The 25,672-nt window shown below is 71.9% G+C and carries 25 protein-coding genes; 16 read left to right on the plus strand and 9 right to left on the minus strand.

Annotated elements, in window-relative coordinates; translation table 11 throughout:
- Positions 1-422 precede the first annotated feature (422 nt).
- On the plus strand, positions 423-998 hold the full coding sequence (locus tag ABD879_RS22665; protein ID WP_345023567.1) for a class IV adenylate cyclase: 576 nt from the start codon (positions 423-425) through the stop codon (positions 996-998).
- 229 nt (positions 999-1,227) lie between these two features.
- Here ABD879_RS22665 and ABD879_RS22670 read toward each other — a convergent pair whose 3' ends face one another.
- The 6 genes from ABD879_RS22670 to ABD879_RS22695 form a co-directional block, all read right to left on the minus strand.
- Positions 1,228-1,383: a hypothetical protein gene (locus ABD879_RS22670; protein ID WP_345023568.1), complete on the minus strand. Its 156-nt coding sequence runs from the start codon at positions 1,381-1,383 to the stop codon at positions 1,228-1,230.
- 530 nt (positions 1,384-1,913) lie between these two features.
- Complete coding sequence (gene dmpG / locus ABD879_RS22675) at positions 1,914-2,945, minus strand: 4-hydroxy-2-oxovalerate aldolase (protein WP_345023570.1); 1,032 nt, start codon at positions 2,943-2,945, stop codon at positions 1,914-1,916.
- Positions 2,942-3,877: an acetaldehyde dehydrogenase (acetylating) gene (locus tag ABD879_RS22680; protein ID WP_425549651.1), complete on the minus strand. Its 936-nt coding sequence runs from the start codon at positions 3,875-3,877 to the stop codon at positions 2,942-2,944. Before ABD879_RS22680 ends, dmpG begins: the two co-directional genes overlap by 4 nt.
- Positions 3,877-4,683, minus strand: coding sequence for a 2-keto-4-pentenoate hydratase (locus ABD879_RS22685; RefSeq protein WP_345023572.1), 807 nt, complete (start codon positions 4,681-4,683; stop codon positions 3,877-3,879). The genes ABD879_RS22680 and ABD879_RS22685 overlap by 1 nt, the downstream gene beginning before the upstream one ends.
- Entirely contained in the window at positions 4,683-5,633 is a 951-nt protein-coding gene (locus ABD879_RS22690) for a 3-carboxyethylcatechol 2,3-dioxygenase (protein ID WP_345023573.1), read from the minus strand. Before ABD879_RS22690 ends, ABD879_RS22685 begins: the two co-directional genes overlap by 1 nt.
- A complete protein-coding gene (locus ABD879_RS22695; protein ID WP_345023574.1) occupies positions 5,630-6,622 on the minus strand; it encodes a zinc-binding dehydrogenase in 993 nt (330 codons plus the stop codon). Before ABD879_RS22695 ends, ABD879_RS22690 begins: the two co-directional genes overlap by 4 nt.
- A gap of 102 nt (positions 6,623-6,724) precedes the next feature.
- Between ABD879_RS22695 and ABD879_RS22700 the strand changes: the two genes are divergently transcribed.
- The 8 genes from ABD879_RS22700 (at position 6,725) to ABD879_RS22735 (ending at position 14,036) form a co-directional block, all read left to right on the plus strand.
- Positions 6,725-8,068 (plus strand): aromatic ring-hydroxylating dioxygenase subunit alpha, encoded by a 1,344-nt coding sequence (locus tag ABD879_RS22700; protein ID WP_345023575.1) that lies wholly within the window; start codon positions 6,725-6,727, stop codon positions 8,066-8,068.
- Positions 8,065-8,400 (plus strand): Rieske (2Fe-2S) protein, encoded by a 336-nt coding sequence (locus ABD879_RS22705; protein WP_345023576.1) that lies wholly within the window; start codon positions 8,065-8,067, stop codon positions 8,398-8,400. The genes ABD879_RS22700 and ABD879_RS22705 overlap by 4 nt, the downstream gene beginning before the upstream one ends.
- Positions 8,401-8,402: 2 nt before the next feature.
- Entirely contained in the window at positions 8,403-9,623 is a 1,221-nt protein-coding gene (locus ABD879_RS22710) for an NAD(P)/FAD-dependent oxidoreductase (protein WP_345023599.1), read from the plus strand.
- Positions 9,624-9,686: 63 nt separating this feature from the next.
- Positions 9,687-10,274: a 3-phenylpropionate/cinnamic acid dioxygenase subunit beta gene (locus tag ABD879_RS22715; RefSeq protein ID WP_345023577.1), complete on the plus strand. Its 588-nt coding sequence runs from the start codon at positions 9,687-9,689 to the stop codon at positions 10,272-10,274.
- An 11-nt stretch (positions 10,275-10,285) separates the two neighbouring features.
- Positions 10,286-11,143, plus strand: coding sequence for an alpha/beta fold hydrolase (locus tag ABD879_RS22720; protein ID WP_345023578.1), 858 nt, complete (start codon positions 10,286-10,288; stop codon positions 11,141-11,143).
- Positions 11,140-11,973 carry a 3-(cis-5,6-dihydroxycyclohexa-1,3-dien-1-yl)propanoate dehydrogenase gene (gene hcaB, locus ABD879_RS22725; RefSeq protein ID WP_345023579.1) on the plus strand — a complete coding sequence of 278 codons (834 nt, stop codon included), beginning with the start codon at positions 11,140-11,142 and terminating at the stop codon, positions 11,971-11,973. The genes ABD879_RS22720 and hcaB overlap by 4 nt, the downstream gene beginning before the upstream one ends.
- A 10-nt stretch (positions 11,974-11,983) precedes the next feature.
- Positions 11,984-13,570: an acyl-CoA synthetase gene (locus ABD879_RS22730; RefSeq protein ID WP_345023580.1), complete on the plus strand. Its 1,587-nt coding sequence runs from the start codon at positions 11,984-11,986 to the stop codon at positions 13,568-13,570.
- A 1-nt stretch (position 13,571) separates the two neighbouring features.
- Positions 13,572-14,036, plus strand: coding sequence for a hypothetical protein (locus tag ABD879_RS22735; protein WP_345023581.1), 465 nt, complete (start codon positions 13,572-13,574; stop codon positions 14,034-14,036).
- A 220-nt stretch (positions 14,037-14,256) separates the two neighbouring features.
- Here the strand turns inward: ABD879_RS22735 and ABD879_RS22740 are convergent, their stop codons facing one another.
- On the minus strand, positions 14,257-15,051 hold the full coding sequence (locus ABD879_RS22740) for an IclR family transcriptional regulator (RefSeq protein WP_345023582.1): 795 nt from the start codon (positions 15,049-15,051) through the stop codon (positions 14,257-14,259).
- A 216-nt stretch (positions 15,052-15,267) separates the two neighbouring features.
- Positions 15,268-15,870: a helix-turn-helix domain-containing protein gene (locus ABD879_RS22745; protein WP_345023583.1), complete on the minus strand. Its 603-nt coding sequence runs from the start codon at positions 15,868-15,870 to the stop codon at positions 15,268-15,270.
- Between the two features lie 778 nt (positions 15,871-16,648).
- On the opposite strand from ABD879_RS22745, the gene ABD879_RS22750 reads away from it, so the two are divergent.
- The 7 genes from ABD879_RS22750 (at position 16,649) to ABD879_RS22780 (ending at position 23,583) form a co-directional block, all read left to right on the plus strand.
- Positions 16,649-17,920 carry an MFS transporter gene (locus ABD879_RS22750; RefSeq protein WP_345023584.1) on the plus strand — a complete coding sequence of 424 codons (1,272 nt, stop codon included), beginning with the start codon at positions 16,649-16,651 and terminating at the stop codon, positions 17,918-17,920.
- 682 nt (positions 17,921-18,602) lie between these two features.
- The gene (locus ABD879_RS22755) at positions 18,603-19,751 is read left to right on the plus strand and encodes a 4Fe-4S dicluster domain-containing protein (protein WP_345023585.1); all 1,149 of its coding nucleotides are present in this window, start codon (positions 18,603-18,605) and stop codon (positions 19,749-19,751) included.
- A complete protein-coding gene (locus ABD879_RS22760) occupies positions 19,732-20,205 on the plus strand; it encodes a cyclic nucleotide-binding domain-containing protein (protein WP_345023586.1) in 474 nt (157 codons plus the stop codon). Before ABD879_RS22755 ends, ABD879_RS22760 begins: the two co-directional genes overlap by 20 nt.
- Positions 20,202-21,014, plus strand: a complete 813-nt coding sequence (locus tag ABD879_RS22765) for an FAD/NAD(P)-binding protein (RefSeq protein WP_345023587.1) — start codon at positions 20,202-20,204, stop codon at positions 21,012-21,014. The genes ABD879_RS22760 and ABD879_RS22765 overlap by 4 nt, the downstream gene beginning before the upstream one ends.
- A 1-nt stretch (position 21,015) precedes the next feature.
- Positions 21,016-21,828, plus strand: coding sequence for an NADH-quinone oxidoreductase subunit B family protein (locus tag ABD879_RS22770; protein WP_345023588.1), 813 nt, complete (start codon positions 21,016-21,018; stop codon positions 21,826-21,828).
- Positions 21,812-23,110, plus strand: coding sequence for a Ni/Fe hydrogenase subunit alpha (locus ABD879_RS22775; RefSeq protein ID WP_345023589.1), 1,299 nt, complete (start codon positions 21,812-21,814; stop codon positions 23,108-23,110). The genes ABD879_RS22770 and ABD879_RS22775 overlap by 17 nt, the downstream gene beginning before the upstream one ends.
- Positions 23,107-23,583 (plus strand): hydrogenase maturation protease, encoded by a 477-nt coding sequence (locus tag ABD879_RS22780; protein WP_345023590.1) that lies wholly within the window; start codon positions 23,107-23,109, stop codon positions 23,581-23,583. Before ABD879_RS22775 ends, ABD879_RS22780 begins: the two co-directional genes overlap by 4 nt.
- Positions 23,584-24,023: 440 nt before the next feature.
- Here ABD879_RS22780 and ABD879_RS22785 read toward each other — a convergent pair whose 3' ends face one another.
- Complete coding sequence (locus ABD879_RS22785) at positions 24,024-24,650, minus strand: sulfotransferase (protein WP_345023591.1); 627 nt, start codon at positions 24,648-24,650, stop codon at positions 24,024-24,026.
- Positions 24,651-25,672: the final 1,022 nt, after the last annotated feature.

Genomic DNA, 25,672 nt, shown 5'->3' on the forward strand with positions numbered 1-25,672 from the left:
ATTCGCTGGTCTTGTGGTCGGTGCAGGATTCGGAGACCTCCGTGGCGTCGTGGATGTCGGGGATTTTGATGCCCATCTCGGCCAGGAGGTGTCCGGCGATCTTGGGGGACCATCGGAACAGCTCGGCCGGGATGTCATGTACCTGGCTTGGCATGCGGGTGACACTATACGCATTCATCTGACTACTTAGAGCGAACTGCGGTATGCGGTAGAAGACGCGTTTTGTCACTCGTGATCACAACAGCCGAGTTGAGGGCTTCGCTTGAGCGGTGACGTCCTGCCCGCGTAAGTGGGTGCTTCGTCGGTGAGCTGCGGTGATGCGGTGGCGCCGTTGCCATGTGGGCGGTGGTTCTGGCTGTGGTGGTTGGACGGGGTTGGCTAGGCTGCTCGGGCGCCCGGTTGCCTTGGGAGTGGAGGGCCGAGTGTCATCGGAGCGGATTCAAGAGATCGAGGTCAAGTACCGGGCGGTCAACGGGACGGCGCTCGAGGCGGCCCTGGCCGGCCGGGGTGTGGTGCTTTCTGCTCCGGTGCGGCAGGACGATCAGGCGTACGCCCCTCGGAGTTGGAGCTATGGGGACAGCAAGATCGGTGTTCCCTTCGCCCGGCTGCGCACCCAAAAGGGGAGGTGCGGGCACCTGTTCACGGTGAAGAGGCCGGTGGCCGATGAGCAGGCGTGCATCGAGCACGAGACGATGGTCCAGGACCGGGCGCAGATGCACCAAGCGCTGGTGACGATGGGCTTTCGGCCGACGGTGAGGATTGTGAAGACCCGCCGGACGGCGCGCATGGACACCCGGGAGTTGGGCGAGGTGGCCGTGTGCGTCGACGAGGTCGAGGGGCTCGGGCTGTTTCTGGAGCTTGAGGCTGTTGTCCGGGGCGACTCGGCGGAGAGGGCGCAGCGGGTTCTTGACCGTGTGGCGCGGTCGCTGGGCGTCGGGCTGGAGCGTGTGTCGGATACCTATGACTCGCTGGTGCACCAGACGCCGGCGACCGCGTGAGCGCCGCGTTCTCCTCGGGAGGGATGGCCTCGTCGGTGGTCGGGTTGCTGGTCTCCGGCCGGGGCGTCGCGGCAGCGCGTGGTGAGATGCTCGCCGTGGCGTGGTCGGTGAGGCGGGGCCCGTGTGTGTCGCCGGTTTCGTGCAGGTAGGTGCTGGAGGTGAGCAGGTCGGCCGGCGCTTGGGCCTGGTGGAAGTAGTCGTAGCGGTAGCCGTCGCCGGTTCTGCCGATTCAGTTGTGCGGCTGGTCGGCGGGGTGGCAGTGTCCGTGGGCGTCGACCAGGCCGGATGCGCGGAGCGAGTCGGGCATGCCGTACTCGAACGGCAGGAAGCCGGTGTGCGCGGGCCGGTGGTCGCGGCCGATGACGTTGTAGTCGCCTCCGAGCACGAAGCCGTTGTGGTGTTCGACCGGCAGGGGCCCGACTGCCTGCAGGAGGGTCGCGATGAACTGCTGTCTGCGGTCGGTCTTGGCGGAGACCCGGTCACGGCTCGCAGAGCCGTGACCGGGTCTCCGATCGCTGGGGCTGGTGTGTGCACCATGACGCATCCGGCCAGGTGCGCGGTTGTCGGTGAGGCTGATATCAGCCGGAAGCTGGCCGTCGCCGACCGCTGCCCGGTGACTGTGGCGGCTTGTTTGGAACTCTGCGCGCTGCATGGGGCGACGAACCGCCCTCATCACAAGGGCGGCACGCGGACCTGAGCGGCCGCCATCGGCATCGGGAGCGCTTCACGGGTTTGCCTCACCCGTGACGTCATCGGCAGGAATGGTGTCCTGGTTGCAGGGCGCGGAGTGGAGCCCGGGATCGGTCTCGTCCGCCAAGCAGAACCTTACATTGTCAAGGTCCGCATTTGGAGGGGCGTGGTCGGCTGATCAACGGGCTTGGCGAAGCATGAGAGGTGTCACCGGCGGTCGTGCGTTCATGCGGATTTCGACCGCGCGGCTTGTGCTTCGAGCAGGTCGAGTGCGATGTCGGCGATCATGTCTTCCTGGCCTCCGACCAGGCCGCGGCGGCCGACTTCCAGGAGGATGGTCCGCACGTCGATGCCGTACCGGGCCGCGGCGGCCTCGGCGTGGCGGAGGAAGCTGGAGTAGACGCCGGCGTAACCGAGGGTGAGGGTTGCGCGGTCCACCTGGACGGGGCGGTCCTGCAAGGGGCGGACGAGGTCGTCGGCGGCGTCCTGGAGGGCGAACAGGTCGCAGCCGTGCCGCCACCCGTTGAGGTCGGCGACGGCGATGAACGGTTCGATCGGGCAGTTGCCGGCGCCCGCGCCGTGCCCGGCCAGGGACGCGTCCACCCGGGTGACGCCTTCTTCGACGGCGACGACGGAGTTGGCGACGGCCAGCGAGAGGTTCTGGTGGGCGTGGATGCCGATCTGGGTTTCCGGCCGCAGGACGTCGCGGTAGGCGCGGATGCGTTCGCGGACGCCGTCCATGGTGAGGCGGCCGCCGGAGTCGGTGACGTAGACGCAGTGGGCGCCGTAGGACTCCATCAGCTTGGCCTGTCCGGCCAGTTCCTTGGCGGGGGCCATATGGCTCATCATCAGGAAGCCGGACACGTCCATGCCCAGCTCGCGGGCCTTGGCGATGTGCTGGGCGGCGATGTCGGCCTCGGTGCAGTGCGTGGCGATCCGGATCGAACGCACCCCGAGGGAGTAGGCGTGCTCCAGTTCGGCGATGGTGCCGATGCCCGGCAGCAGGAGCGTGGTGAGGGTGGCGTGCTCGATGTTGGCGGCGGCGGCCTCGATCCACTCCCAGTCGGTGTTGCTGCCCGGCCCGTAGGTGAGGGAGCCGCCCGCCAGGCCGTCGCCGTGGGCGACCTCGATGGCGTCCACACCGGCGGCGTCCAGGGCGGCCACGATGCGGGCGACGTCGGCGGGGGTGATGCGATGGCGGACGGCGTGCATTCCGTCGCGGAGCGTGACGTCCTGGATGTACAGGTTCGCGGTCACGGGGTCGCCTTCTCTCGTTCGTGGTGGGCGATGCGCTCGGCGACGCGCAGCGCGGCCGAGGTCATGATGTCGAGGTTGCCCGCGTAGGCGGGCAGGTAGTGGGCCGCGCCCTCCACCTCCAGGAACACCGAGACCTTGGTGGTCACCGGGGCGGCGTCGGCGGGCAGCAGGGTGCGGACCGGCTCGTCCGGGGCGATGGGGGTGAACTGGACCTCCTGCTTGAGCCGGTAGCCGGGGACGTACTCGGCGACCATCTCGGTGACGGAGGCGCGGACGGCGTCGTGATCGGCGTCGCCGATCAGGCACAGGACGGTGTCGCGCATGATGAGCGGCGGCTCGGCGGGGTTGAGGATGATGATCGCCTTGCCGCGTCCCGCGCCGCCGACCTGCTCGATCGCCCGCGCGGTGGTCTCGGTGAACTCGTCGATGCTGGCGCGCGTGCCGGGTCCGGCCGAACGGGAGGAGAGCGACGCGACCACCTCGGCGTAGGCGACCGGCGTGATCCGGGAGACGGCGTGGACGACGGGGATGGTGGCCTGCCCGCCGCAGGTGACCATGTTGACGTCGCCGGCGTCGAGGTGCCGACCGAGGTTCACCGGGGGCACCACGAACGGCCCGATCGCCGCGGGGGTGAGGTCGATGAGCGTCTTGCCGTGGGGGGCGAGCCTGGCGGCGTTGACCAGGTGCGCCTTGGCGGAGGTGGCGTCGAAGACGATGCCGATGTCCGCGAAGCCGTCCATGCCGATCAGCCCGTCCACGCCCTCATGGGTGGTGGGCACCTTGAACCGCCGGGCCCGGGCCAGACCGTCGGAGTCGGGGTCGATGCCGGCCATGGCCGCCATCTCCAGGGTGTCCGACAACCGGAGAATTTTGATCATGAGGTCGGTGCCGATGTTGCCGGAACCGATCACGGCCGCTTTGGTCTTGTCCATCACTCGTCCTTGTCTGAGGCGAAGGCGGTGCTCACTGAGCCGAGCACGGAGAACTCGGCGTGTACGGCGGTGCCGGGAGCGACGGTGACCATGGGGCCGAGCGCGCCGGACAGGACGACCTGCCCGGCGCGCAGCGGCCGGCCGAAGTCGCGGGCGGTGCGCGCCAGCCACAGCAGGGCGTTGAGCGGATCCCCCAGGCAGGCGGCCCCGTCCCCGGCGGAGACCGGCTCGCCGTCGGTGTACATCCGCATGGCCACCTCGGCCGGCTCGAAATCGCTGAGCGGCACTCGGTTCTCGCCCAGGACGAACAGGCCGCTGGAGGCGTTGTCGGCCACCGTGTCGGTGATGGCGATGTCCCATCCGGCGATCCGGCTGTCCACGATCTCCAACGCGGGCGCCGCGTAGTCGACCGCGGCGCGGACGGCCGCCGGGGTCAGGGCGCCGGTGTCCAGGTCGTCCCGCAGCACGAAGGCGATCTCGGCCTCGGCCTTGGGCTGCAGCAGCCGGTCGGCGGGCACTTCGGGCAGCGCGGAGACGTCCATGTCGTCGAACAGCACGCCGAAGTCGGGCTGGCCGACCCCGAGCTGCCGCTGGACGGCGGGCGAGGTCAGCCCGATCTTCCGGCCCACCGCGGCGGCCCCGGCCGACAGCCGGTCCTCGGCGAGGCGCCGCTGCACCGCGTAGGCCAGCCCGATGTCGGTCTCGCCCAGCAGGTCGCGCACCGGTGCGCAGGGCCGCCGTGTCAGGGCCGCGGTCCGGAGCCGTTCCGCGGCCTCGGCGACGAGGCGTTCGCGGGCGCCGGCCATCACCGGCCTCCCGCGCGCACCGCCTCGGCGGTGGCCACGGCGAAGCCCGCGATCCACTCGGGGATCGCCCGGTAGAAGCGGGAGGTCATCCGGTATTCGCCGGTCGCGGCGAGGGAGGCGAACGCGGCGATCCAGGTGCGCACCTCGTGCGCCGAGCCGCCGCCCTCGGCGCCCATCCACTCCACGGTCCAGCCGTCCACGTCCGCCAGCCGGCCGCTTTCCAGCGTGTCCAGGACCAGGTTGTCCCAGGAGGGGTTGATGGGGATCATCGTGGTGGCGCCGGCCGCGTAGTCCCGGCCGGCCTGGATCACCCGCTGTTCGCCCCGGGCCCGCTGCTCGGGGGTGGGCGGGTGCCCCTCGATGAGCGCGTCGGCGACGCGGGGAGGGGCGCCGTCGAGCACCGGGACGGGCGGGTCGTGGGAGAGCCCGCCGGAGCCGATGAACAGCACCCGCCGGTCCAGTTCGGCGGCGGCCTCGCCGACCGCGGTGCCGAGGGCCCGGATGCGGCTGACCGGCCCCAGGGGGGTGGCGACCCCGTTGACGAAGACGGGCACCACGGGAATCTTGTCGATCCCGCCGAACAGCACCTCCAGCGGCTGCGCGAACCCGTGGTCGACGGTCATGCGCGCCGAGACCGTCAGATCGACGCCGCGGTCCAGCACACCGCGGGCGATCGCGCGGGCGGCCTCGGCGTCGACCGACAGCGGCCCGGCGGCCGAGCCGAAGTCGCCGACGGCGGCGGCCTCGGTGGCCAGGCAGAACGGCGGCATCTCCCTGTAGAAGAAGCCGTTGTAGTGATCGGGGGCGTACAGCACGACCAGTTCGGGGTCGACGGCGCGGACGAAGGCGCGCGCCTCGCCGACGGCGGCGTCGACGGCCGCGATGACGTCGGGTGCGGGGTCGTTCTTGCCGATGAGAGGGGAGTGGGACAGGCCGACGGCGGCGGTCATGACGATGCTCCTGCCGGGGTGGACGGGTGGATGACGAGCTTGCCGGTGAGCTGCCCGTCGAGCATGAGCTGGAAGCCCTTGTGGATGTCGCTGAGCGGCAGCGTGCGGTCGATCACCGGGCGCAGGCCGGTGGCGTCCATCATGTCGAGCAGCGCGATCAGTTCGCCGCGGGTGCATCCGGTGGAGCCGATGATGCGCTGCTGCAGGTAGAAGACGCGGCCGAGGTCGGCGGGCGGGTTCATGCCGCTGGTCGCGCCGGCGACCACGACGGTGCCGCCGGGGCGCAGTGATCTGAGCGAGTGCGACCAGGTGGCCGCGCCGACCGTCTCGATCACGACGTCGACGCGTTCGGGCAGTCGCTCACCGGTCGGCAGGGCGGCGCGGGCTCCCCAGGCGACGGCTTGGGCGCGCTTGTCCGCGCTGCGGCTGGTGGCGTAGACGATGGCGCCCGCGGCGACGGCCAGTTTGATCGCGGCCGAGGCGACGCCGCCGCCCGCGCCCTGCACGAGCACCCGGTCACCGGGGGTGATCCTCGCCTGGGTGAACAGCATCCGGTACGCGGTCGTCCAGGCGACCGGCAGGCAGGCCGCCTCGTCGAAGGACAGCCACGACGGCTTGGGGATCAGGTTGCGGGTCGGGACGGTCAGGTACTCGGCGAACGCGCCGTTGTGGCGTTCGGACAGCAGGGCCCGGTCGGGATCGAGCGTCTCGTCTCCCCGGCCGGCGTCCGGGTCGGCGATGACGGGGTGCACGATGACCTCGTTGCCGGCCTCGTCGTATCCGGCGGCGTCGCAGCCGAGGATGATCGGCAGCCGTTCGGGCGGATGGCCGACGCCGCGCAGGGTCCACAGGTCGTGCATGTTGAGCGAGGAGGAGACGACCCGGACGACCGACCAGCCGGGCTCGGCTTCGGGCTTGGGCGCCTCGTCCAGAACGAGTCCGCTGAGCGGGGCGGTCGCGCTCTGGGAGACGGCGATGGCGGCTTGCATGCCGCTACGTTCGCCAATGATCACCGTGTTCTGACAGTGGATGTGCCGCTGTGCGGCACAAGCGTTGGTACCCGGCGTTGCCGCTGCTGTTGCCTGGGGGGCATGACCTCGACGACCGAACCCCAGAACGCGGCCGTGAGGGCGCCGCGCGGGGCGTTGCGGCGCCCGGCCGAGCTGACGCGCAACATCGACGTGTCCGGGCTCGTCGATGCCGAGGGCGGACTGCTGGACCGTGTGATCTTCACCGACCGGCAGATCTACCAGCAGGAACTGCGCCGGGTCTTCGCGCCGAGCTGGCTGTTCCTCGCCCACGCCGACCAGTTCCACAAGCCGGGCGACTTCTTCACCACCTACATGGGGGAGGACCCGGTCATCGTCACCCTGGACCGGAACCGGCGGATCCGCGCGTTCCTGAACTCCTGCCGGCACCGGGGCGCCCGCGTCTGCCGCGCCGACCACGGCACGACGCGCAGCTTCACCTGCACCTACCACGGCTGGGCCTTCGACCTGGAGGGCAAGCTGGTCGGCGTCCCCAACAGGGACTCCTACCCCGACTCCTTCGACACGCGGGAGTGGGGCCTGGTCGAGGTGCCCCACGTCGACGAGTACCGCGGCCTGATCTTCGGCACCTGGAACCCCGACCCCGTGCCGCTGCGCGAGGCGCTGGGGGGCATGGCCTGGTACATGGACGCGATGCTCGACCACGACGAGGAGGGCACCGTCGTGGTGGGCGGCGTCCACAAGTGGGTGCTCGAAGGCAACTGGAAGCTGGCCGCCGAGCAGTTCGCGACCGACTGGTACCACGTCAACATGAGCCACGCGTCCGCGCTCATGACCCTGTCCGGCAAACCGCCCAAGGACGAGATCGTCCACCGCACCGGACGCCAGTACGTCGACCCCGGGGGCCACGGCGCGGGCTTCCCGGTCCACCCCAAGAACCGCTTCGACGCCAGGACCGTCCACGAGTGGATGGACTACGACGCCCTGCGCGAACGGCTCGGCGGCGCCCGCGTGGAGGGGCCCCTGACCAACGGGCACGCCACCGTCTTCCCCAACTTCTCCTACCTGCCCGTCAACGGCTCGATCCGCGTCTGGCACCCCAAGGGCCCCGACCGGATGGAGGTGTGGGCCTGGACGATCGTGGACAAGTCCATGCCGCCCGAGGTCCGCGAGGCGCAGCGGCTCTACAACCTGCGGACGTTCGGCCCCAGCGGCATCTTCGAGCAGGACGACGGCGAGAACTGGAGCGAGGTGCAGGCCATCTCGCACGGCTTCATCACCAACGGAGTGGCGCTCAACTACCAGATGGGGCTCGGCACCGAACGCGAGGACGGCCGCTATCCGGGGCGGACCAGCGAACTGTACAGCGACGCCGCCGGCCGGTCCTTCTACGCGCGCTGGCGCGAACTGATGAACACCCCGGCCTGGCATGAGGAGGACCAGTGAGCAACGGCATCCGCGTCGCGGCGCTGGAGGACATCCCCGAGGGGGAGGGCATCACCATCGACAAGTCGGTCACCGGCACCGCGGACGACATCGCCCTGCTGCGCGACACCGACGGCAGCGTCTGGGCGCTCGACGACACCTGCACCCACGAGGACGCCTCCCTCGCCGAGGGCTGGGTCGAGAACGGGTACGTCGAATGCCCGCTGCACGCCAGCAGGTTCTGCCTGAAGAGCGGCGAGGTCCAGAACCTGCCCGCGACCAAGAGCGCCTGCCCGCACCGGGTCGAGGTCCGCGACGGCGAGGTCTACCTCTTCCCGAACGAGACGCCGTGACCATGGCCGCGGACATCTCCCGCGTGGTGGTCGTCGGCGGCGGCATCGCCGGTGTCAGCACGGTCGCGGCCCTGCGAGCGGGCGGTTTCGACGGCGATCTCACGCTGGTCGACGCCGGCGAGTTCCCCTACGACCGCCCGCCCCTGTCGAAGGACTACCTGGCCGGGAGCAGGGACCTCAAGCAGATCGCCCTGCGGCCCCCGCAGTGGTACGACCAGCAGGACGTACGGCTGGTCAACCTGACCGCCGCCACCGCCCTTCGCCCGGCGCAACGCGCGGTCGAACTCGCAGACGGCACGCTGCTGCCCGCCGACCGGGTGGTGCTGGCCACCGGCGGCGGTGCGGCCCGCCCGCCCATCCCGGGAAGCGACGGCGAACGGGTGCACGTGCTCCGCACGGCCGAGGACGCCGACCGGCTCCGCACGGCCCTGACGCCCGGAGCCCGCATCCTGGTCGTCGGCGCCGGCCTGATCGGCGCCGAGGTCGCCTCGACCGCCGTCGACCTCGGCTGCCAGGTCGTCCTGGCCGACCCGGCGCATCCTCCGCTGGCCGCCGCGGTCGGCACCGACCTGGCCGCATGGCTGCACGACCAGCACGCCGCCCGGGGCATCGCGGTCGTGCCGGCCGGAGTGGAGTCGTTCGAGCCGACCGCCGCCGGCATCGCGGCCCGCTTCTCCGGCGGACACGGGCCGCGCGTGTTCGACGCCGCCGTCCTCGGCGTCGGCATGGTGCCGCAGACCGCGCTCGCCGCCGCGGCGGGACTGGAGACCGACCGCGGCATCGTCGTGGACACCGGCCAGGTGACCTCCAATCCGGCCGTGCTGGCCGTGGGAGACTCCGCGCGGACCCGGCGGGACGGCCTCCTGCTGCCGCGCACCGAACACTGGGAGGCCGCCCGGCAGGACGCCGCACGAGCGGCGGCGGCCCTGCTCGGCAGGCCCGCGCCGCCGGCCACCGCCCCGTGGTTCTGGACGGACCGGCACGGACGCCATGTGGAGGCCGTCGGTCGGATGGCGGAGGCCGAGCGGGTCGTGGTCCGCGGCTCGTTCGACGACCCCGCGTTCTCGGTGTTCGGCCTGCGCGCCGGGCTGGTCGTGGCCGCCGCCGCGGTCGACGACCCGACCGCCGTCCGGGCCGCCCGCAGGATGATCGACCGCCGCGTCCGGATCGACCCGGCGCGGCTGTCGGACCCGTCCGTGAACCTGCGCGCACTGCTGCGCTGATCATGTGCCGCTCTACGGCACAGCCCGTACCGCCCCGCCCTGGTGAAGGGATCGAATGACACCGTGAGCACCGCCACTGAGCAGAGCCCGGCCGCGGGCACCCGGCCGCGTGCGGGGATGCGCGCCGACCGCGACACCCACTTCGCGGTCGAGCAGTTCTACTACGAGGAGGCCGACCTCCTCGACGCCGGACGCTACGCCGACTGGCTCGACCTGCTCGCCGACGACCTCGACTACTGGATGCCCACCCGCACCAACCGGCTGCGGCGCCAGCAGGCGCAGTCCGTGGCCGCGCGGGGCGAGGCCGCCTTCTTCGACGAGAGCAAGGAGAGCCTCGCCTGGCGCATCCGCAGGTTCGACTCGGGCATGGCATGGTCGGAGGACCCGCCCTCGCGGACCCGCCACCTGGTGACGAACGTGCGGGTCCGGCACGCGGACCCCGCCGAGCACCCCGGATTCACCGAGGACGACCTGCTCGCCACGTCGGCGTTCCTGGTCTACCGCAACCGCCTGGAGCGGGAGGAGAACGTGTTCGCCGGCACCCGCACCGACATCCTGCGCCGCGCCGGCGAGAGCTTCCGGATCGCCCGCCGGACCATCCTGCTCGACCAGAACATCCTGCTGGCCAAGAACATCTCGACCTTCTTCTGAGGGGAGCCCCCGTGACCGACCTCGACCTCAAGCAGCACCAGGTGTCCACGTCCCTCGGCGAGATCGCCGTGGCCGAGGCGGGCGAGGGGCCGGTGCTGGTGATGCTGCACGGCGGCGGCCCGGGCGCCTCCGGCGTCGGCAACTACCACCAGAACCTGCCGGCCCTGTCCCGCCGCTTCCGCGTCGTGCTGCCCGACCAGCCCGGATTCGGGGGCAGCTACCGGCCCACCGAGCAGGACCTGAACGAACGGTCGATCACCGAGATCACGGTGGACGCCCTCTTCCAGGCGCTCGACGCGCTCGGCATCGGCACCTTCCACCTGCTGGGCAACAGCCTGGGCGGCGCCGCCGCGATCGCCATGGCCCAGCAGCGCCCGGACCGGGTCGACCGGCTGGTGCTGATGGCCCCCGGCGGCGGCTGGCTCCCGTTCGGGCCCACCCCGACCGAGGGGCAGAAGGCGATGTACCGCTATTTCAACGGCGACGGGCCGAGCGAGAAGAAGATGGCCGCCTTCATCCGCACCATGGTCTTCGACCACAAGAAGTTCGGCGCCGACGTCGTCCGCGCGCGCTACGAGGCGTCGCTCGACGACAGCCACATCGCCTTCTACCACCGCTACAACGCCGCGTTCGCCGAGCGCGGCGGCATGGACCCGCTCTGGCGGGACCTGCACAAGATCAAGGCGCCGACGCTGCTGCTGTGGGGGCGCGACGACCGCACGATCACCCTCGACGGCGCCCAGCTCATGCTCAAGCAGATCCGCGACGTGCGACTGCACGTCTTCGGCCGCTGCGGCCACTGGGTCCAGCTCGAGCGGCAGCGCGAGTTCGAGGAACTGGTCACCGGCTTCCTGGCGGAGCGGTCATGAGCGGTTGGCTGGAGGGGTATGCCGCCCTCGTCACCGGGGGCGGCTCGGGCATCGGCCGCGCCGTCGCCGAACGCTTCCTGGCCGAGGGCGCCGCGGTCACCGTCTTCGGCCGGGACGGCGACCGGCTCGCGGACGTCGTGCGGTCCGCGGCCGACCCGTCCAGGGTGCACGCGGTCACCGGCGACGTCCGCGACTGCCACCGGCTGCACACCGCCGTGGCCGAGACCGTGGAGCGCTTCGGCAAGCTGGACACCCTGGTGGCCAACGCCGGAGTGTGGGACTACCACCGTCAGCTCACCCGCCTGTCCGCCGAGGAGCTGGACACCGCCTTCGACGAGGTGTTCTCCATCAACGTCAAGGGCTATCTGCTCGCGGCCGAGGCCGCCTGGCCCGAGCTGGTGAAGACGCGCGGCAGCATCGTGATGACGTTGTCCAACGCGTCCTTCTACACCAACGGCGGCGGTCCGCTCTACACCGCCAGCAAGCACGCCTGCCTCGGCCTCATGCGCGAGCTCGCCTACGAACTCGCCCCCAAGGTGCGGGTGAACGGCGTCGCCTGCGGAGGAATGAACACCGACCTGCGCGGCCCCGAGGCGCTGGGCATGCGGGACCGCTCGATCGGAGCGTCCTTCGCCAAGAAGCGGCCCGACGCCCCGCCGCCGCCCATTCCGCTGCACGACTCCAGCACCGACCCGCGCGACTTCACCGCACCCTACGTGCTGCTGGCCGCCCGCGAGCAGAGCGGGCCCATCACCGGACACGCGATCCAGGCCGACGGCGGCATCGGCGTTCGGGGGTTCGCCCGCGCCGCCGGCGGCGACCACCTCTGAGGAGCCGACCGTGCCCCACCCCCACCCGACCAACTCCGGTGTCAACGTCGACGTCAACCCCGCTTCCGCGGTCGCGCGCAACGCCCGCCACCACGGCGGCGCCACCGTCATCCGCTACGAAGGCGGGGACCTCACCTACGCCCAGCTCGACGACAAGGCGGCCCGGCTGGCGACCGTGCTGTCGCGCGGCGGCGTCGCGGCCGGCGACCGGGTCGCCTACCTCGGGCTGAACAGCGCCTCGTTCGTGGTCGCGATGCTGGCCTCGTTCCGGCTCGGCGCCATCTTCGTGCCGGTCAACTTCCGCCTCGCCGAACCGGAGCTGGCACAGGTCCTGCGCAAGAGCGGCGCCGGCACGATCGTGTGCGAGGAGGGACACCGCGCCGGGGCCGACAAGGTCCGCGGCGAAACCGCGCTCAGGCGGTTCCTGCTGGTGGACGACGACCCGCAGGTGCCCGCCGCCGAGGCCGCCGCCGGTTGGGAGCCCTGGTCCGGCCTCATCGCCGCGGCCCCGCCGGCCCCGCCGGCGGCGGCCAGGGGCTTCGACGATCCGGCGATCCTGATGTTCACCTCCGGCACCACCGGCCTGCCCAAGGGGGTCATCCTGACCTACGGCAACGCCTGGTGGAACTCCGTCAACGTGGACAGCGTGCTCGACACCCGCCGCGGCGACGTGACGTACGCGGCGGCGCCGCTGTTCCACATCGGGGCGCTCAACAGCTTCGCGCTGCGCACGCTGGTCCGCGGCGGCACCGTGGTCGTCCGGCGTTCCTTCGACCCGCAGACATGCCTGGACGACCTGGTGGCCCACCGGGTGAACTCCATGTTCGCGGTCCCCGCCATGCTGGCCGCGCTCGCCCGCGTGCCCGGGGTCTTCGACGCCGATCTCAGCAGCCTGCGCTCGATCGTCGTCGCCGGTGCGCCGGTGCCGCCGTCGCTGATCGAGCTGTACGCCGAGCACGGCCTCCGCCTGCAACAGGCATGGGGGCTCACCGAGACCGCACCGTTCGCGACCCATCTGCCGGTCGAGCACACCCTCGCCAAACTCGGCTCCGCCGGCATCCCGATGCCGTACACGCAGGTGCGGGTCGTCGACCCGGCGACCAACCGGCCGGTGGAACCGGGCGTGCCCGGGGAGATCGTCGTACGCGGACCGAACGTCACCCCGGGCTACTGGGAGAACCCCGAGGCCACCGCCGCCGCGTTCGACGACGCGGGCTGGTTCCACTCCGGCGACATCGGCCGCCTCGACGAGGACGGCTACCTCTACATCGTCGACCGGCTCAAAGACATGATCATCAGCGGCGGGGAGAACGTCTACCCGGCCGAGGTCGAGCGGGTGCTGGCCGCCATGCCGGGCGTCGCCGACGTCGCCGTCGTCGGAGCGCCCGACGAGCAGTGGGGCGAGACCGTCGTCGCGGTGGTCAAGCCGGCCGCGGGGGCGACGCCCACCCTGGAGGACGTGCGCGAGCACGCCGCCCGCCATCTGGCCAGGTACAAGCTGCCCCGAAGGCTGGAGATCGTGCAGGACGTGCCGAGGAACGCGTCCGGCAAGCTGGACAAGGTCGCCATCCGCCGGCTGGTCGGCGAGGGGAGCTGACATGACCGACGTGCCGCCGATTCCCGTCCTCGATCTCGATCGAGGGGGTGGATGGCAGGTCGCGGTGGAGGACTGGAACCGCTGCTTCGGGCGGCTCCGCCTGAAGGGCGGCGGTGTCGACGCCGGCGTGCACGTGGAGCGCTGCGCCGCCGGGCGCCTCCGCGACGCCTACCCGGTGGGCGCCCGGGACGTGGAGGTGCGGGTCACCGACGCCGTGGCGGACGAAGCGCTGACCGCGCTGCTCCGGGAACTGGCCGAGGCCGTGCAGCGGGCCGACCCCGAGTGCCGGAGGGTGGTGTACGCCGCACCGGAAGGCGATGCGGGTCAGGTGGCCGCCGCCGAGTGCGCCGGCTTCCGCCGCGTCGTGGACGTCGACCTGGCCGACCGGCAGTTGAGCCTTCTGGTGGTCGAGCCCGACTGGGTGACCAGGACCGACATCGACCTCGATCGCGTTCCGGAGACCTGACCGCGTGCGGCCGGGCGGGGCGCCGTATCCGGGTTCGACTCCTCCCGCCGCTTCCCGTGGTCCTCTGACTCTCAGCATGCGGGGCCGCCCGACGCGTCGGGCGGCCCCGCATGCTCTCGGGACGTGTTCCGCTCATCGCGCACCGGGTGACCGGGACGGCTCGGTGCTCCGGCGACGCCGGCTGCCGAGCACCCCTGTGGGCGCACCCGGTGCGCATGGTTCAGGCGATGGCGCGCACAGGGGCGGGCCGCCGCCGGACGAGCATGAGGTGCCGGGCCGCGGCCGCGCTGACCCGGCGCAGGGCGGGAGCCTGCGCCCTGGTGTCGAGGCGGCCGGTGGCCGTCGATACGGACATGGCGGCCACGGCCCTGCCGCCGTGTCCGAGAACGGGGACGGCGATGCAGCTGAGACCGGGTGTCGCCTCCTCGTCGTCGAACGCCACGCCCTCGGCGCGCACCTTGGCGATCTCTGCGGCGAGCCGGTCGGGATCGGTGATGGTGTTCGGTGTCAGCGGCTGCAGCTCGGCCCGCAGCACCTGCTCCAGGGCCTCATGGTCGTAGGCCAGCAGAACCTTGCCCACCGCCGTGCAGTAGGCGGGCACCCGGCCGCCGATGCGCGACGGGGACCGCACCTGCCGGTGGCCGTAGAGCTTCGCCAGATAGACCACGTCGGTTCCGTGCAGGGCGGCCAGATGGACGGTCTCGTGGGTCAGCTCGTACAGGTCCGCGAGAAAGGGCGTGAGCACGTCGCGGATCCGGTCGTGGTCGCGGTCGTACACCCTGCTGCCCAGCTCGTACAGCCGCTCGCCCAGGCGGTACTTGCGTCCCACCTTCTCCACGACACCGTTGCGTTCCAGGATTCCCAGCAGCCGGAACGCGGTCGACTTGCTCAGCCCGGCGCGCCTGGCCAGCTCGCTCACGCCCAGCCCGGCGTTCGTCTGGTCGCCGAAGGAGGCCAGCAGACTGACGGCCTTCTCGACCGCCGCACGGTCATCACGAGGTGCGGGCGTGCTCATGACGGTCTCCGGGAGGGGTGGCGTCACTTTCAAGTGACGGGACGCTTACTTCAATGGACAGAATCGTCCGTCGCGGCCCTGTCTGTCAAGTTGGTATGGGCGTCCATTTTAATTGACGATGCAGGTCACGGCCTGGTTCGAGAAGGCCGACGGGGGAGCGGCGGCAGCCGAGGCTGTGTCAGCGCGGCGGAAACGCCACCGGGCGCACCGGAACGGTCAACGCACACCGTTGCCGTGGGTCCTGGCGACCCCGGTCGCCCCTGTACCCGGCTGCACCCGCGGCACGCTCACCACCAGGTGGACCAGGCACTCTCCGTCCAGAGACTCGTACACGTGCGGCCGGTCGCCCGGATACCGCACGAAGTCGCCGGCGGACAGCTCCGTCGCGAGGTCGACCGGACCGACCCGCACCCGTCCGCTGATCACGTACAGGTGCTCCAAGGTGCCGACCGGGTGGGGGAGCGAGGTCTGGCTGGAGCCCGGCGCGATGCGCAGCAGATAGTTCTCGATCACGCCGGAGCCGTAGACGTGGTCGAGCGAGCGGGACTCGTAGCCGCCGTGGTCATGCCACACCACCTCGTCGCCGCGCTGCACGACCATCACCTGCTCGCGTTCGGCCACCAGCCGCGTCACCGGCACGCCGAGCGCGCTCGCGATCGAGAACAGGGTGTCCACGGTGGGGTTCCCCGACCCCTGCTCGATCGTGGACAGGGTCTGCTTGGCCAGCCCCGCCTGCCGGGCCAGTTCGGCCAGCGACATGCCCCGCTGCTCTCTCAGAAGTCGCATGTTGCGCGCGACCACGCGGTTACCCGACGACACGGAACCACTGTAGGTGGAACGGGGCGGAGGCGGCACACGGCCTCGCGCGCCTCCGGGCAGCCGAAGACCGGGCGTGCGGGGCCCTCGCATGGAGAACTGGAGCAGCCCACCCGGCCGCAGGCCGGCGATCGCCCGCGGGATACGGCCTGGACCTTTCGTCCCGCCTGATCTTCATCTGAGCGCTCGCCAAAAGGGGCGCCGTGGAGGCTCGCCGACCGGCCGCCGTCAAGGACGCGGTCGGCGCTGATGCCGTGACCGGCACCTCCGGCGTCGAACGCTTCGCCGGTCAGCGCCTCGTCACCGCCTGCACCGGGGTGCCGGTCCTGGCTCGCTGCTCTTGTGCCAGATCGGCGCTCTCCGTTCTGGTCCACGCTCTCCGTTCTGGTCCATACGCCTTGTGCACGTCCGCCCCGTCCCCGATCCGAGCGGAGCCCTGTGACCGTGCCCGGCGCTACCCCGCCCACCTCCGCCCCTGCGCGCCGCCGTCGAGTGGTGATCGTGGGAGTCGATACGCACAAGGACTTCCGCGTCGCCGCCGTCAGCACCGTGCTGGGCGCGCTGCTGGGCGGCGACATCTCTCCCGCCACCCGGGCGGGCTGCCGGCCTTGCTGAAGCGGGCGCGTGGCCTTGGCGCCGTACGGCGCGCCGAGGAGGGGGCACCGGATCCGTCGGGCGGGCCTGGCCTCCGACCATCCGTACCCCCATATGATCACTCCGGCCACAGGCGCCGGATGAATCCGTTTCCGGCCGCCTCGAATGTCATCACCGGAGAACATCCGTGCCAAGCACCGACCCTGCACCCGTCAGCCCGGCCGCGGCCGCCGCGCCTTCACCACCCACGGCCCAGCGCCGCATCCTGACCGTCCTGGTCTTCGCCCAGATCCTCAGCGGTGCCGGCCTGGCGGCCGGGATCACCGTCGGGGCGCTGCTGGCCCAGGACATGCTCGCCTCCACGGACCTGGCGGGCCTGCCCAGCGCTCTGTTCACCGCCGGATCGGCACTGACCGCCATCGCCGTGGGACGCATTTCCCAAGCCCGTGGGCGCCGCCGCGGCCTGGCCGCCGGATACCTCACCGGAGCGCTGGGCAGCGCCGGAGTCATCGCCGCCGCGGTCGCCGACAACCCCGTCCTGCTGTTCGCCGCCCTGTTCGTCTACGGCGCCGGCTCCGCCACCAACCTGCAGGCCCGCTACGCGGGAGCCGACCTGGCCGGCCCCGCCCACCGCGCCCGCGCGGTGTCCACCGTGCTGGTGGCGACCACCTTGGGGGGTGTCATCGGCCCCAACCTGGCCGCTCCTACCGGCTCCCTGGCCGACCGCCTGGGCATCCCGCCTTTGGCCGGGCCGTTCCTGCTCGCGGGGGCCGCCTACGCGCTGGCCGCCTTGGTCCTGTCCGTGTGGCTGCGCCCCGACCCTTTGCTGCTGGCCCGCGACCTCGACCTCCAGACCGCCCCCGCGAACGTCCCCGGAACCGCCGACGACGCGGCCGAAAGCCACCGGGGTACTCCGGGACTCAGGCTGGGCGCGCTGACCATGATCCTCACTCAGTTCGTCATGGTCGCGATCATGACCATGACGCCGGTGCACATGGACCACCACGGCCACGGCACCGCCGCCTCCGGCCTTGTGATCGCCGTCCACGTCGGCGCCATGTACCTGCCCTCGCCGCTCACCGGCTGGCTGGTGGACCGGTACGGCCGCATCGCCGTCGTCGCCGCCTCCGGCCTGACCCTGCTGGCCGCCGGAATCCTGGCCGCCGCCGCCCCCGGCGACTCGGTCGCCCTGCTGGCCCTGGCGCTGGCACTGCTGGGCCTGGGCTGGAACTTCGGCCTGGTCTCCGGCACCGCGATCATCACCGACGCGGTGCCGCTGGCCACCCGCGCGAAGACCCAGGGGATGGTGGATGTCTCCATAGCCGTCGCCGGAGCCACCGGAGGCCTGGCCTCCGGCGTCGTGGTGGCCGCCGCCGGCTACACAGTCCTCGCGTTGGCCGGCGGCGTTCTCTCCCTGCTGCTGCTCCCGGCCATCGCCGCCGTCGCTCGCAGCCGATGAACCCTCGGCCCCGGCCTTGGACCGCTCCAGCCGCCCGTGGCCGGGACCGCGCGAGGAGGCGGGTTCCGGTGCCGGGCATCGGCGGTCGACCCGCCTCGGCCTCCTCCCCGCGCGGGCGGGGGACTCCGACGGTCGCGCATTACGGGTACCACCAGAAGGCCGTGCTCCCCGCGCGAGCAGGGGTGGTCCGAAGCCCGTCCGTCGATGATCGAGTTGTCGAGGGTCCGCGCGGGCGGGGGTCCGTTGGTGAGCTGCGGCGATTCTCGCTCGCCCGGCCCGAAGGTGATGCCTCGTGCTGGTGGACGCACCTCGGTCGTGGGGCACCCGCGTGGGGATGACGACTCGGTGGGCGGTGACGTGGCCCGGGGGTGTGTTCGAGCAGGTGGCCCTGCCTGGCTGGGGCCTGTCGGCGGTGTAGGGGGCTGGTAGCCGGGTACGGCGCGAGAAGCCGGGTTCGTTTGCCAGGGGACGAAAACTCGAACCGGGTCTGTGACGCCCGGCCGGGACGGGCGTGGCGCCGCGCGTGGACGCCGCTCCGCAGGGCCCTTCTCGACGCGGCCGAGCACGCTGATCTCGGAACCGCGGATCCGCTGCTGCCTGGCGCCACCAGCGGTGCCCTGCAGCACGCTCGGTCGCCATCGTCCGGCCCGCCCACGAGGACATGCGCGAGAAATGAACGGCGATGGCGAAACTGATGACGACCGGCCTGGGCGCACTGCACGACGCTCTGCGCCGGGCCGGCTACACGGTGATCGGGCCGACCGTCCGCGACGGGGCGATCGTCCTCGACGAGCTGCGCTCGGCCGACGACCTGCCGGTCGGCTGGGGTGTCACGCTCGCTCCCGGCGGCTACCGGGTCCGGCGCCGCGACGATCAGGCGGCGTTCGGCCATTCGGCAGGCCCCCAGTCGTGGAAGCCGTTCCTGCACCGGCCGCGGGTGAAGCTGTGGGAGGCCGACCGCACCGGCGACGGGTTCGAAGTAGTAGAGGAGCGGCCCGAACCGCCTCGTCACGCCTTCCTCGGCGTGCGCCCGTGCGATCTGCGCGCCATCCAGATCCAGGACAAGGTCCTCATGGGCGGCCGCCACACCGACTCCGCGTACGCGGCGCGGCGCGAGAACGTGTTCATCGTCGCCGTCGACTGCACCGAGCCCGGCGAGACGTGCTTTTGCGCCTCGATGGGGACGGGCCCGCGGGCAGGGCCCGGCTATGACCTGGCGCTCACCGAACTGATCGACGACGGCGGCCCCCGTTACGTCGTCGAGGTCGGCAGCGAGGCCGGATCGGCCCTCCTGGCCGAGGTGCCCACCGAGGAGGCGGACGAGGACCTCCGGGCACGCGCCCGCGCGGAGGTGGCCGCCGCCGCTGAGCACATGGGACGGGAGATGCCCGCCCTCGGCCTGCGCGACCTCATGGCGGGCAGCCTGGACTACGCGCGCTGGGACGAGGTCGCCACGCGGTGCCTGAGCTGCGGCAACTGCACGATGGTGTGCCCGACGTGCTTCTGCACGACGGTCGAGGACACCACCGACCTGACCGGCGGGCACGCCGAGCGGTGGCAGCTGTGGGACTCCTGCTTCGACCTCGGCTTCTCCCACCTGCACGGCGGCGACGTGCGCTCGTCCCCCAAGAGCCGGTACCGGCAGTGGCTGACCCACAAGCTCGGCACCTGGCACGACCAGTTCGGCTCGTCCGGCTGCGTGGGCTGCGGCCGCTGCATCGTGTGGTGCCCGGTCGGCATCGACCTGACCGAGGAGGTGGCGGCGCTGCGGGCCGAGCACGACGAGCGCGCCGTAGGGGAAGAGGTGCGCCATGACCACGGTGGGCGTTGAGCAGCTGGCCGGCCTGGCGGTCTTCGCCGAACTGGACGCCGCCGACCTGGCCAGGCTCGCGTCCGCGGCGCGTCCGGTCGCCTTCCCCGCCGCCCGGCGGCTGTTCGAGGAGGGCGGCACGGCGGACCGGTTCTGGATCGTCCAGGACGGGACCGTCGCCCTGGACCTGCATCTGCCGGACCGGGGCACGCTGATCGTCGAGACGCTGGGCGCCGGTGAGATCGTCGGCTGGTCCTGGCTGTTCCCGCCCTACCGGTGGCGGTTCGGGGCGGTGGCGACGCGGCCGGTGCGGGCCCTGGAGTTCGACGCCCGGCTGGTGCGCTTCATCCTGACCCTCGACCCGCGGCTGGCGCAGGAGCTGACCCGGCGGTTCGCCGAGGTGGTCGTGGAGCGCCTGCAGGCCACCCGGATGCGCCTGCTCGACCTGTACGGGGACGTGGCGGAGACCCGATGACGCACTTGAGACCCGTGCCGTACCGGGTGGTGGAACGCCGCCGGGAGACCCGGGACACCGTCACGCTCGCCCTGGAACCCGTGGCCGCCCGGATCGCCGACCCGAGCCCCGGCCAGTTCACGATGATGTACGCCTGGGGCGTGGGCGAGGTGCCGGTCTCCGTCAGCGGCGGCGCGAAACCGCGGATCGAGCAGACCGTCCGGGCGGTCGGCGCGGTCACCCGCGCGCTGTGCGACGCGCACCCGGGGACGATACTCGGGCTGCGCGGCCCGTACGGCATCGGCTGGGGGCTGGAGGACGCCCAGGGGGCGGACCTGATCCTCGCCGCCGGAGGCATCGGCCTGGCACCGCTGCGGCCGGTCGTCCTGCACGCGCTCGCCGCCCCCGGCCGCTACCGCCGGATCGTGCTGCTCGTCGGCGCCCGGACCCAGGCCGACCTGCTGTATCCGGCCGAACTGGAACGGTGGCGGCGGCGCGGCGTGCACGTGGAGGTCACCGTGGACCGCGCCGCGGCCGGCTGGACCGGGCGCGTCGGACTGATCACCTCGCTGATCGACCTGGTGGACGCCGAACCGGCCCGGGCGGCCGCGTTCGTGTGCGGTCCGGAGGTCATGATGCGGCTCACCGCGCGGGCCCTGGTCGATCGCGGGGTGCCTGCCGACCGCGTGCGGCTGTCCCTGGAACGCAACATGCGCTGCGGCGTCGGCTGGTGCGGCCACTGCCAGCTGGGGCCGCTGCTGCTGTGCCGGGACGGGCCGGTCGTCCCGTACGAGCGCGCCGAGCCCCTCATGGCCGTCAAGGAGCTGTGACATGAGCGAACAGAGACCGACGCTGGCGGTGTGGAAGTTCGCCTCCTGCGACGGCTGCCAGCTCACCCTCCTGGACTGCGAGGACGAGCTGCTCACCCTCGCCGGGGAAGTGCGGATCGCGCATTTCCTGGAGGCGTCCGACGCGGCCGCGCCCGGCCCGTACGACGTGTCGCTGGTCGAAGGCTCGATCACCACACCCGACGACGCCGAGCGGATCCGGCACATCCGCGAGGTCAGCGGCACGCTGATCACCATCGGGGCCTGCGCCACCGCAGGAGGCGTCCAGGCGCTGCGCAACTTCGCCGACGTGGCGGAGTTCGCCTCCCTGGTGTACGCCGACCCGCGGTACGTGGCCACCCTGGAGACGTCCACGCCGATCAGCGCGCACGTCCGCGTGGACTTCGAGCTGCAGGGCTGCCCCATCGACCGGCGCCAGCTGCTGGAGGTGCTGTCGGCGTTCCTGATGGGACGCAAGCCGAACGTTCCGCGGCACCCGGTGTGTTTCGAGTGCAAGCGCCGCGGCAACGTGTGCGTCATGGTCGCCCACGGCACACCGTGCCTGGGGCCGATCACACATGCGGGCTGCGGCGCCATCTGCCCGGCGTACGGGCGGGGCTGCTACGGCTGCTTCGGCCCGTCCCCGAACTGGAGCGGCGCCCGCCCCAACACGCGGGGGCTGCTGCCCTGGCTGGACATGACGCCCGACGAAACCGAGCGGGTCCTGTCGACCTTCAACGTCGCGGCGTTCCGCGAAGACGAGCGCGGACTGCGACGGCCGGACACCCGGGGAGCGGATCATGACACACCGGAATGAGCGCATGCTGAGCGTCGGCGCCCTGGCGCGGGTGGAGGGCGAGGGCGCGATGTACGTCCGCATCCGCGGTTCCGAGGTCCAGCAGGTGCGGCTGGACATCTACGAACCGCCGCGCTTCTTCGAGGCGCTGCTGCGCGGCCGCTCCTACGCCGAACCGCCCGACATCACCGCCCGCATCTGCGGCATCTGCCCCGTCGCCTACCAGATGAGCGCGTGCCGGGCGGTCGAGGACGCCTGCGGGGTCACCGTGGACGGCCCCCTGAACGACCTGCGCCGCCTGCTGTACTGCGGCGAGTGGATCGAAAGCCACGCCCTGCACGTCTACCTGCTGCACGCCCCCGACTTCCTGGGATATCCGAGCGCCATCGACCTCGCTCGGGACGACCGCGCCCTCGTCGAGCGCGGGCTGCGGCTCAAGAAGGCCGGGAACGCGCTGATGGAGACGCTCGGCGGGCGCGCCATCCACCCGGTGAACGTCCGCGTGGGCGGCTTCTACCGCACCCCGCACCCGACCGAACTCCGCCCGCTCGCCGAGACGCTGCGGCACGCGCTCGACGACGCCCTCGCCACCGTGCGATGGGCCGCCGGCCTGGACTTCCCCGACTTCACACACGACCACGAATACCTTGCCCTCACCACCGCCGGCGGCTATCCGCTGGAGTCGGGCACCCCGCGGACGACCGGCGGGCGCTCCTTCACCGCCGCGGGCTTCGAACACCACGTCGTGGAAACGCAGGTCCCGCACTCCACGGCCCTGCACGCGCGCCTGGCGGACGGCGCCCGCTACATGACCGGGCCCCTGGCCCGGTTCTCGCTCAACCGCGACCGCCTCCCGCCGATCGCCGCCCAGGCCGCCGCCGACGCCGGGCTCGGAGCCGAGTGCCGCAACCCGTTCCAGAGCATCGTGGTCCGCGCCGTCGAGATCGTCTGCGCCGTCGAAGAGGCGCTCCGCCTCATCTCCGCCTACCGCCCGCCGGAACGGCCCCACGTCCCCGCCGCTCCGAGGGCGGGCATCGGCCACGGCGCGACCGAGGCTCCGCGCGGGCTGCTCTACCACCGCTACGGCCTCGACGCCCAAGGCCGCATCACCGCCGCCAGAATCGTCCCACCGACCTCCCAGAACCAGGCGGCCATCGAAGACGACCTGCGCCGGTTCGTGGCGGCCCGGCTCGACCTGGACGACGCGGCGCTGACCCGCGCGTGCGAGCGGGCCATCCGCAACTACGACCCGTGCATCTCCTGCTCCACGCACTTCCTCGACCTGACCGTGGACCGGCGATGACCATCGTGATCGGAGTCGGTGACCGGTTCCGCCGCGACGACGGCGCGGGCCCCGCCGTGGTGGAGGCGCTGCGCGGGCGGATGCCGGACGGGGTGGTGCCGGCGGTGACCGACGGCGAACCCGCGCGGCTCATCGAACTGTGGGCCGGCGCCGACCTGGCGATCGTCGTCGACGCCGTACGCGCCGAGCCGTCCCGGCCAGGACGCCTCCACGAGATCGGCCCCGACGCCGCGCCCCGCTCCGGCGGGGCCGCGAGCAGCCACGCACTGGGCCTGGGCGAAGCCGTCGCGCTGGGCCGGGCGGTGGAGCGGATGCCCGAGACGCTGCGCGTCCTCGCCGTCGAAGGGGCCGAGTTCGGTTGGGGCTGCGAGCTGACACCCCCGGTCGCCGCCGCCGTCGAAGAGGCTGCAGAGCGGATCCTGGCGCTTCTGGCCCGTCGCCGGACGCCTTTTGAAGGCAGGGACTTGGCGTGACCCGGGACGTAGACCCGCGAGAGGCCCCCGCAGGACGTCGGTGATCAGCACGTCTGAGAACTCGAACCGGTCTTCGCTCCGTTGGAACCGGTCGGACAGGAACGGCGCGGACTGCTGGGGGATGCCGAAGGGGAGGCGGACGCGATCGGCGCCGCCACCCTGGATAGGGCCGCCGTTCAGATGCACGAGTGCACCGGCGCCACCGCTTCGATCGCCCTTTTGGCCGCCACTGGTGCCCCCCGTCACCGTGAACCTGCCGCCGCCCCGGTCACCGATTCGGCGCAGCTGACCTGTGCCCCGGCCTCGATCATCGGGGCTCTCTCCCGCGCGTAGGGAGTCTCGCCACCAGCGGCGAAGGCGTCGCAACGATGTGGGGCCGGACCAGACGCGTGGCCCATCTTGTGCCGGGCCGACCGGGGCGGGGTGGACTGGGTGAGGCGTCATGGAAGGCGGGGAGGGGAGTTCCAGATCGCCTCAGTGTTTCGCTGGCGCATGGTGGCCACGCGATAGGCGACCTCATCACGGGACCAGGGGCGGGACGGTGCTTGCCGGAGATATGGGCCGAGTCCGCTGATCTCTCGCAGCTCCACCAGGTCGTGGTACCCGGCCCACTTGAGCACCCAGCGCCGGCCGTCGGCGGCGTCGAAGGCGGCGAGGACGTGCCGGTAGTCCAGGTAGGTGCCGGTGAGGTCCTGACCGGCGAGCCAGCGGCTGTAGCCGTCGAGGCGGACCGTGGCGCTCAGACCCCAGTTGCGGAAGGCGGAGTTCATCCCGACGACGCACTCCTCGGGCAGGCGCGGCCCGTGGTCGTGGACGGCGGCCAGGCCGGGGTTCAGCGAGTTCAGCAGGTCGTTGGCCCCTGAGCCGCTTTGGATGAGTCCCTCGCGCTTCTGCCGGGAGGAACCGGCGAACTTCCAGGGGACGGCCAGTTCGGCGGGGAGCGGAGCGCGCAGCCGCAGGTCGGCCGCCAGGAGGCGGTGGAGGAAGGCCGTCCCGGTGCGCCAACCCCCGGTGATGAAGATGGGCGGCTGCCGGAGCGGCCGCCCCGTGCGCCGGAGGCGGTTCATCGCCAGGCGGGCGCGCAGGGCGGCGACGGCGGTGCCGCGGGCCGTCCGGGCGCCGACGGCGTTGAGGCGCCCGTCCTCCCGCGCGGAGGCGAGGAAGCGGTCCAGCCCTTCGCACCAGTACGCGGGGTCGCCGAGGCCGGCGGGTCCGGCCCCGCGGAGCGCGGCGGGGATGACGGGCTCGGGTTCGAGGGCGTAGGCGTCGGGTCGGGCCGCCCGGAAACGCGCGGCCGAAGACGAAGCGCTGACCGCGGAAGCGCGGTCCCGGTCTTCACACGTGCAAACAGTTCGTTGCGAACAGGGAGACGCCCCATTTGAGGTGGCGACGGCTCCTGTGGAACCGGTTGGTGGTCCACGTGACGTTTCTGTCGCATCTAATGAGTCGAGCAAGCGAAGTCCGCCGTGTCGCGATCCCAACTGGCCATTGCGCCCGGCCGATCAGCGACCCTGCTGGCGTGCATCGGGTTCGGGGAAGGCGGGGGTGTGCGCTGGAGCAGCCGGGACGTCTGCGCTCGATCAGGCGAGTCGTGCAGGCGTGCAACAAAGCGGCGCAGGCAGCTGAAACTCCGCCGTGCTGTGCACGGCGAACCGGCTGATATCGAGCACGAGTCCTGGCGTCGGCGGGAATGCGACTGGCAGGCGTTGCCGGCACGGTACAGACATCCGCCGGTCGTGATCTACATTGTAAAGGCCGTAGGCTGTTCGTCCACATCGCCCCATACATCCGATCCAGCGATCAAAAATGCGCCACCAGGCCTAGGGTGGACCCCGTACCCAGCGACCAGGCCGGCGTGATGCACGCCCGTGATGCCCGAGTGGGGGAGCGGTACTGTTCGCGATGGGCGTGCTCGATGCACTTCGGCAGAGATATCAGCGTGCCAGGACAATGCAGCGGGGGTGACGCGCCTGCGTCCGCTTCCTGGCGGCCACCGGATATCCGGCCGGACCACCGCCACGACGGGCTGCCGTGGAACCTCCCCTCGCGGACGGCATGGGCGCGTACGCTGACAGTAAAGCTGACTGAT

Source organism: Actinomadura keratinilytica (assembly GCF_039539665.1).
Taxonomy (GTDB): domain Bacteria; phylum Actinomycetota; class Actinomycetes; order Streptosporangiales; family Streptosporangiaceae; genus Spirillospora; species Spirillospora keratinilytica.

Excerpts from the sequence above, each read along its gene's own strand:
- ABD879_RS22680 (WP_425549651.1), bottom strand. The coding sequence starts at position 3,877 with ATGGACAAGACCAAAGCGGCCGTGATCGGTTCCGGCAACATCGGCACC.
- ABD879_RS22685 (WP_345023572.1), bottom strand. The coding sequence starts at position 4,683 with ATGGCCGGCGCCCGCGAACGCCTCGTCGCCGAGGCCGCGGAACGGCTC.
- ABD879_RS22690 (WP_345023573.1), bottom strand. The coding sequence starts at position 5,633 with ATGACCGCCGCCGTCGGCCTGTCCCACTCCCCTCTCATCGGCAAGAAC.
- ABD879_RS22695 (WP_345023574.1), bottom strand. The coding sequence starts at position 6,622 with ATGCAAGCCGCCATCGCCGTCTCCCAGAGCGCGACCGCCCCGCTCAGC.
- ABD879_RS22700 (WP_345023575.1), top strand. The coding sequence starts at position 6,725 with ATGACCTCGACGACCGAACCCCAGAACGCGGCCGTGAGGGCGCCGCGC.
- ABD879_RS22710 (WP_345023599.1), top strand. The coding sequence starts at position 8,403 with ATGGCCGCGGACATCTCCCGCGTGGTGGTCGTCGGCGGCGGCATCGCC.
- hcaB (WP_345023579.1), top strand. The coding sequence starts at position 11,140 with ATGAGCGGTTGGCTGGAGGGGTATGCCGCCCTCGTCACCGGGGGCGGC.
- ABD879_RS22735 (WP_345023581.1), top strand. The coding sequence starts at position 13,572 with ATGACCGACGTGCCGCCGATTCCCGTCCTCGATCTCGATCGAGGGGGT.
- ABD879_RS22740 (WP_345023582.1), bottom strand. The coding sequence starts at position 15,051 with ATGAGCACGCCCGCACCTCGTGATGACCGTGCGGCGGTCGAGAAGGCC.
- ABD879_RS22755 (WP_345023585.1), top strand. The coding sequence starts at position 18,603 with ATGGCGAAACTGATGACGACCGGCCTGGGCGCACTGCACGACGCTCTG.
- ABD879_RS22760 (WP_345023586.1), top strand. The coding sequence starts at position 19,732 with ATGACCACGGTGGGCGTTGAGCAGCTGGCCGGCCTGGCGGTCTTCGCC.
- ABD879_RS22765 (WP_345023587.1), top strand. The coding sequence starts at position 20,202 with ATGACGCACTTGAGACCCGTGCCGTACCGGGTGGTGGAACGCCGCCGG.
- ABD879_RS22770 (WP_345023588.1), top strand. The coding sequence starts at position 21,016 with ATGAGCGAACAGAGACCGACGCTGGCGGTGTGGAAGTTCGCCTCCTGC.
- ABD879_RS22775 (WP_345023589.1), top strand. The coding sequence starts at position 21,812 with ATGACACACCGGAATGAGCGCATGCTGAGCGTCGGCGCCCTGGCGCGG.
- ABD879_RS22780 (WP_345023590.1), top strand. The coding sequence starts at position 23,107 with ATGACCATCGTGATCGGAGTCGGTGACCGGTTCCGCCGCGACGACGGC.
- ABD879_RS22785 (WP_345023591.1), bottom strand. The coding sequence starts at position 24,650 with ATGAACCGCCTCCGGCGCACGGGGCGGCCGCTCCGGCAGCCGCCCATC.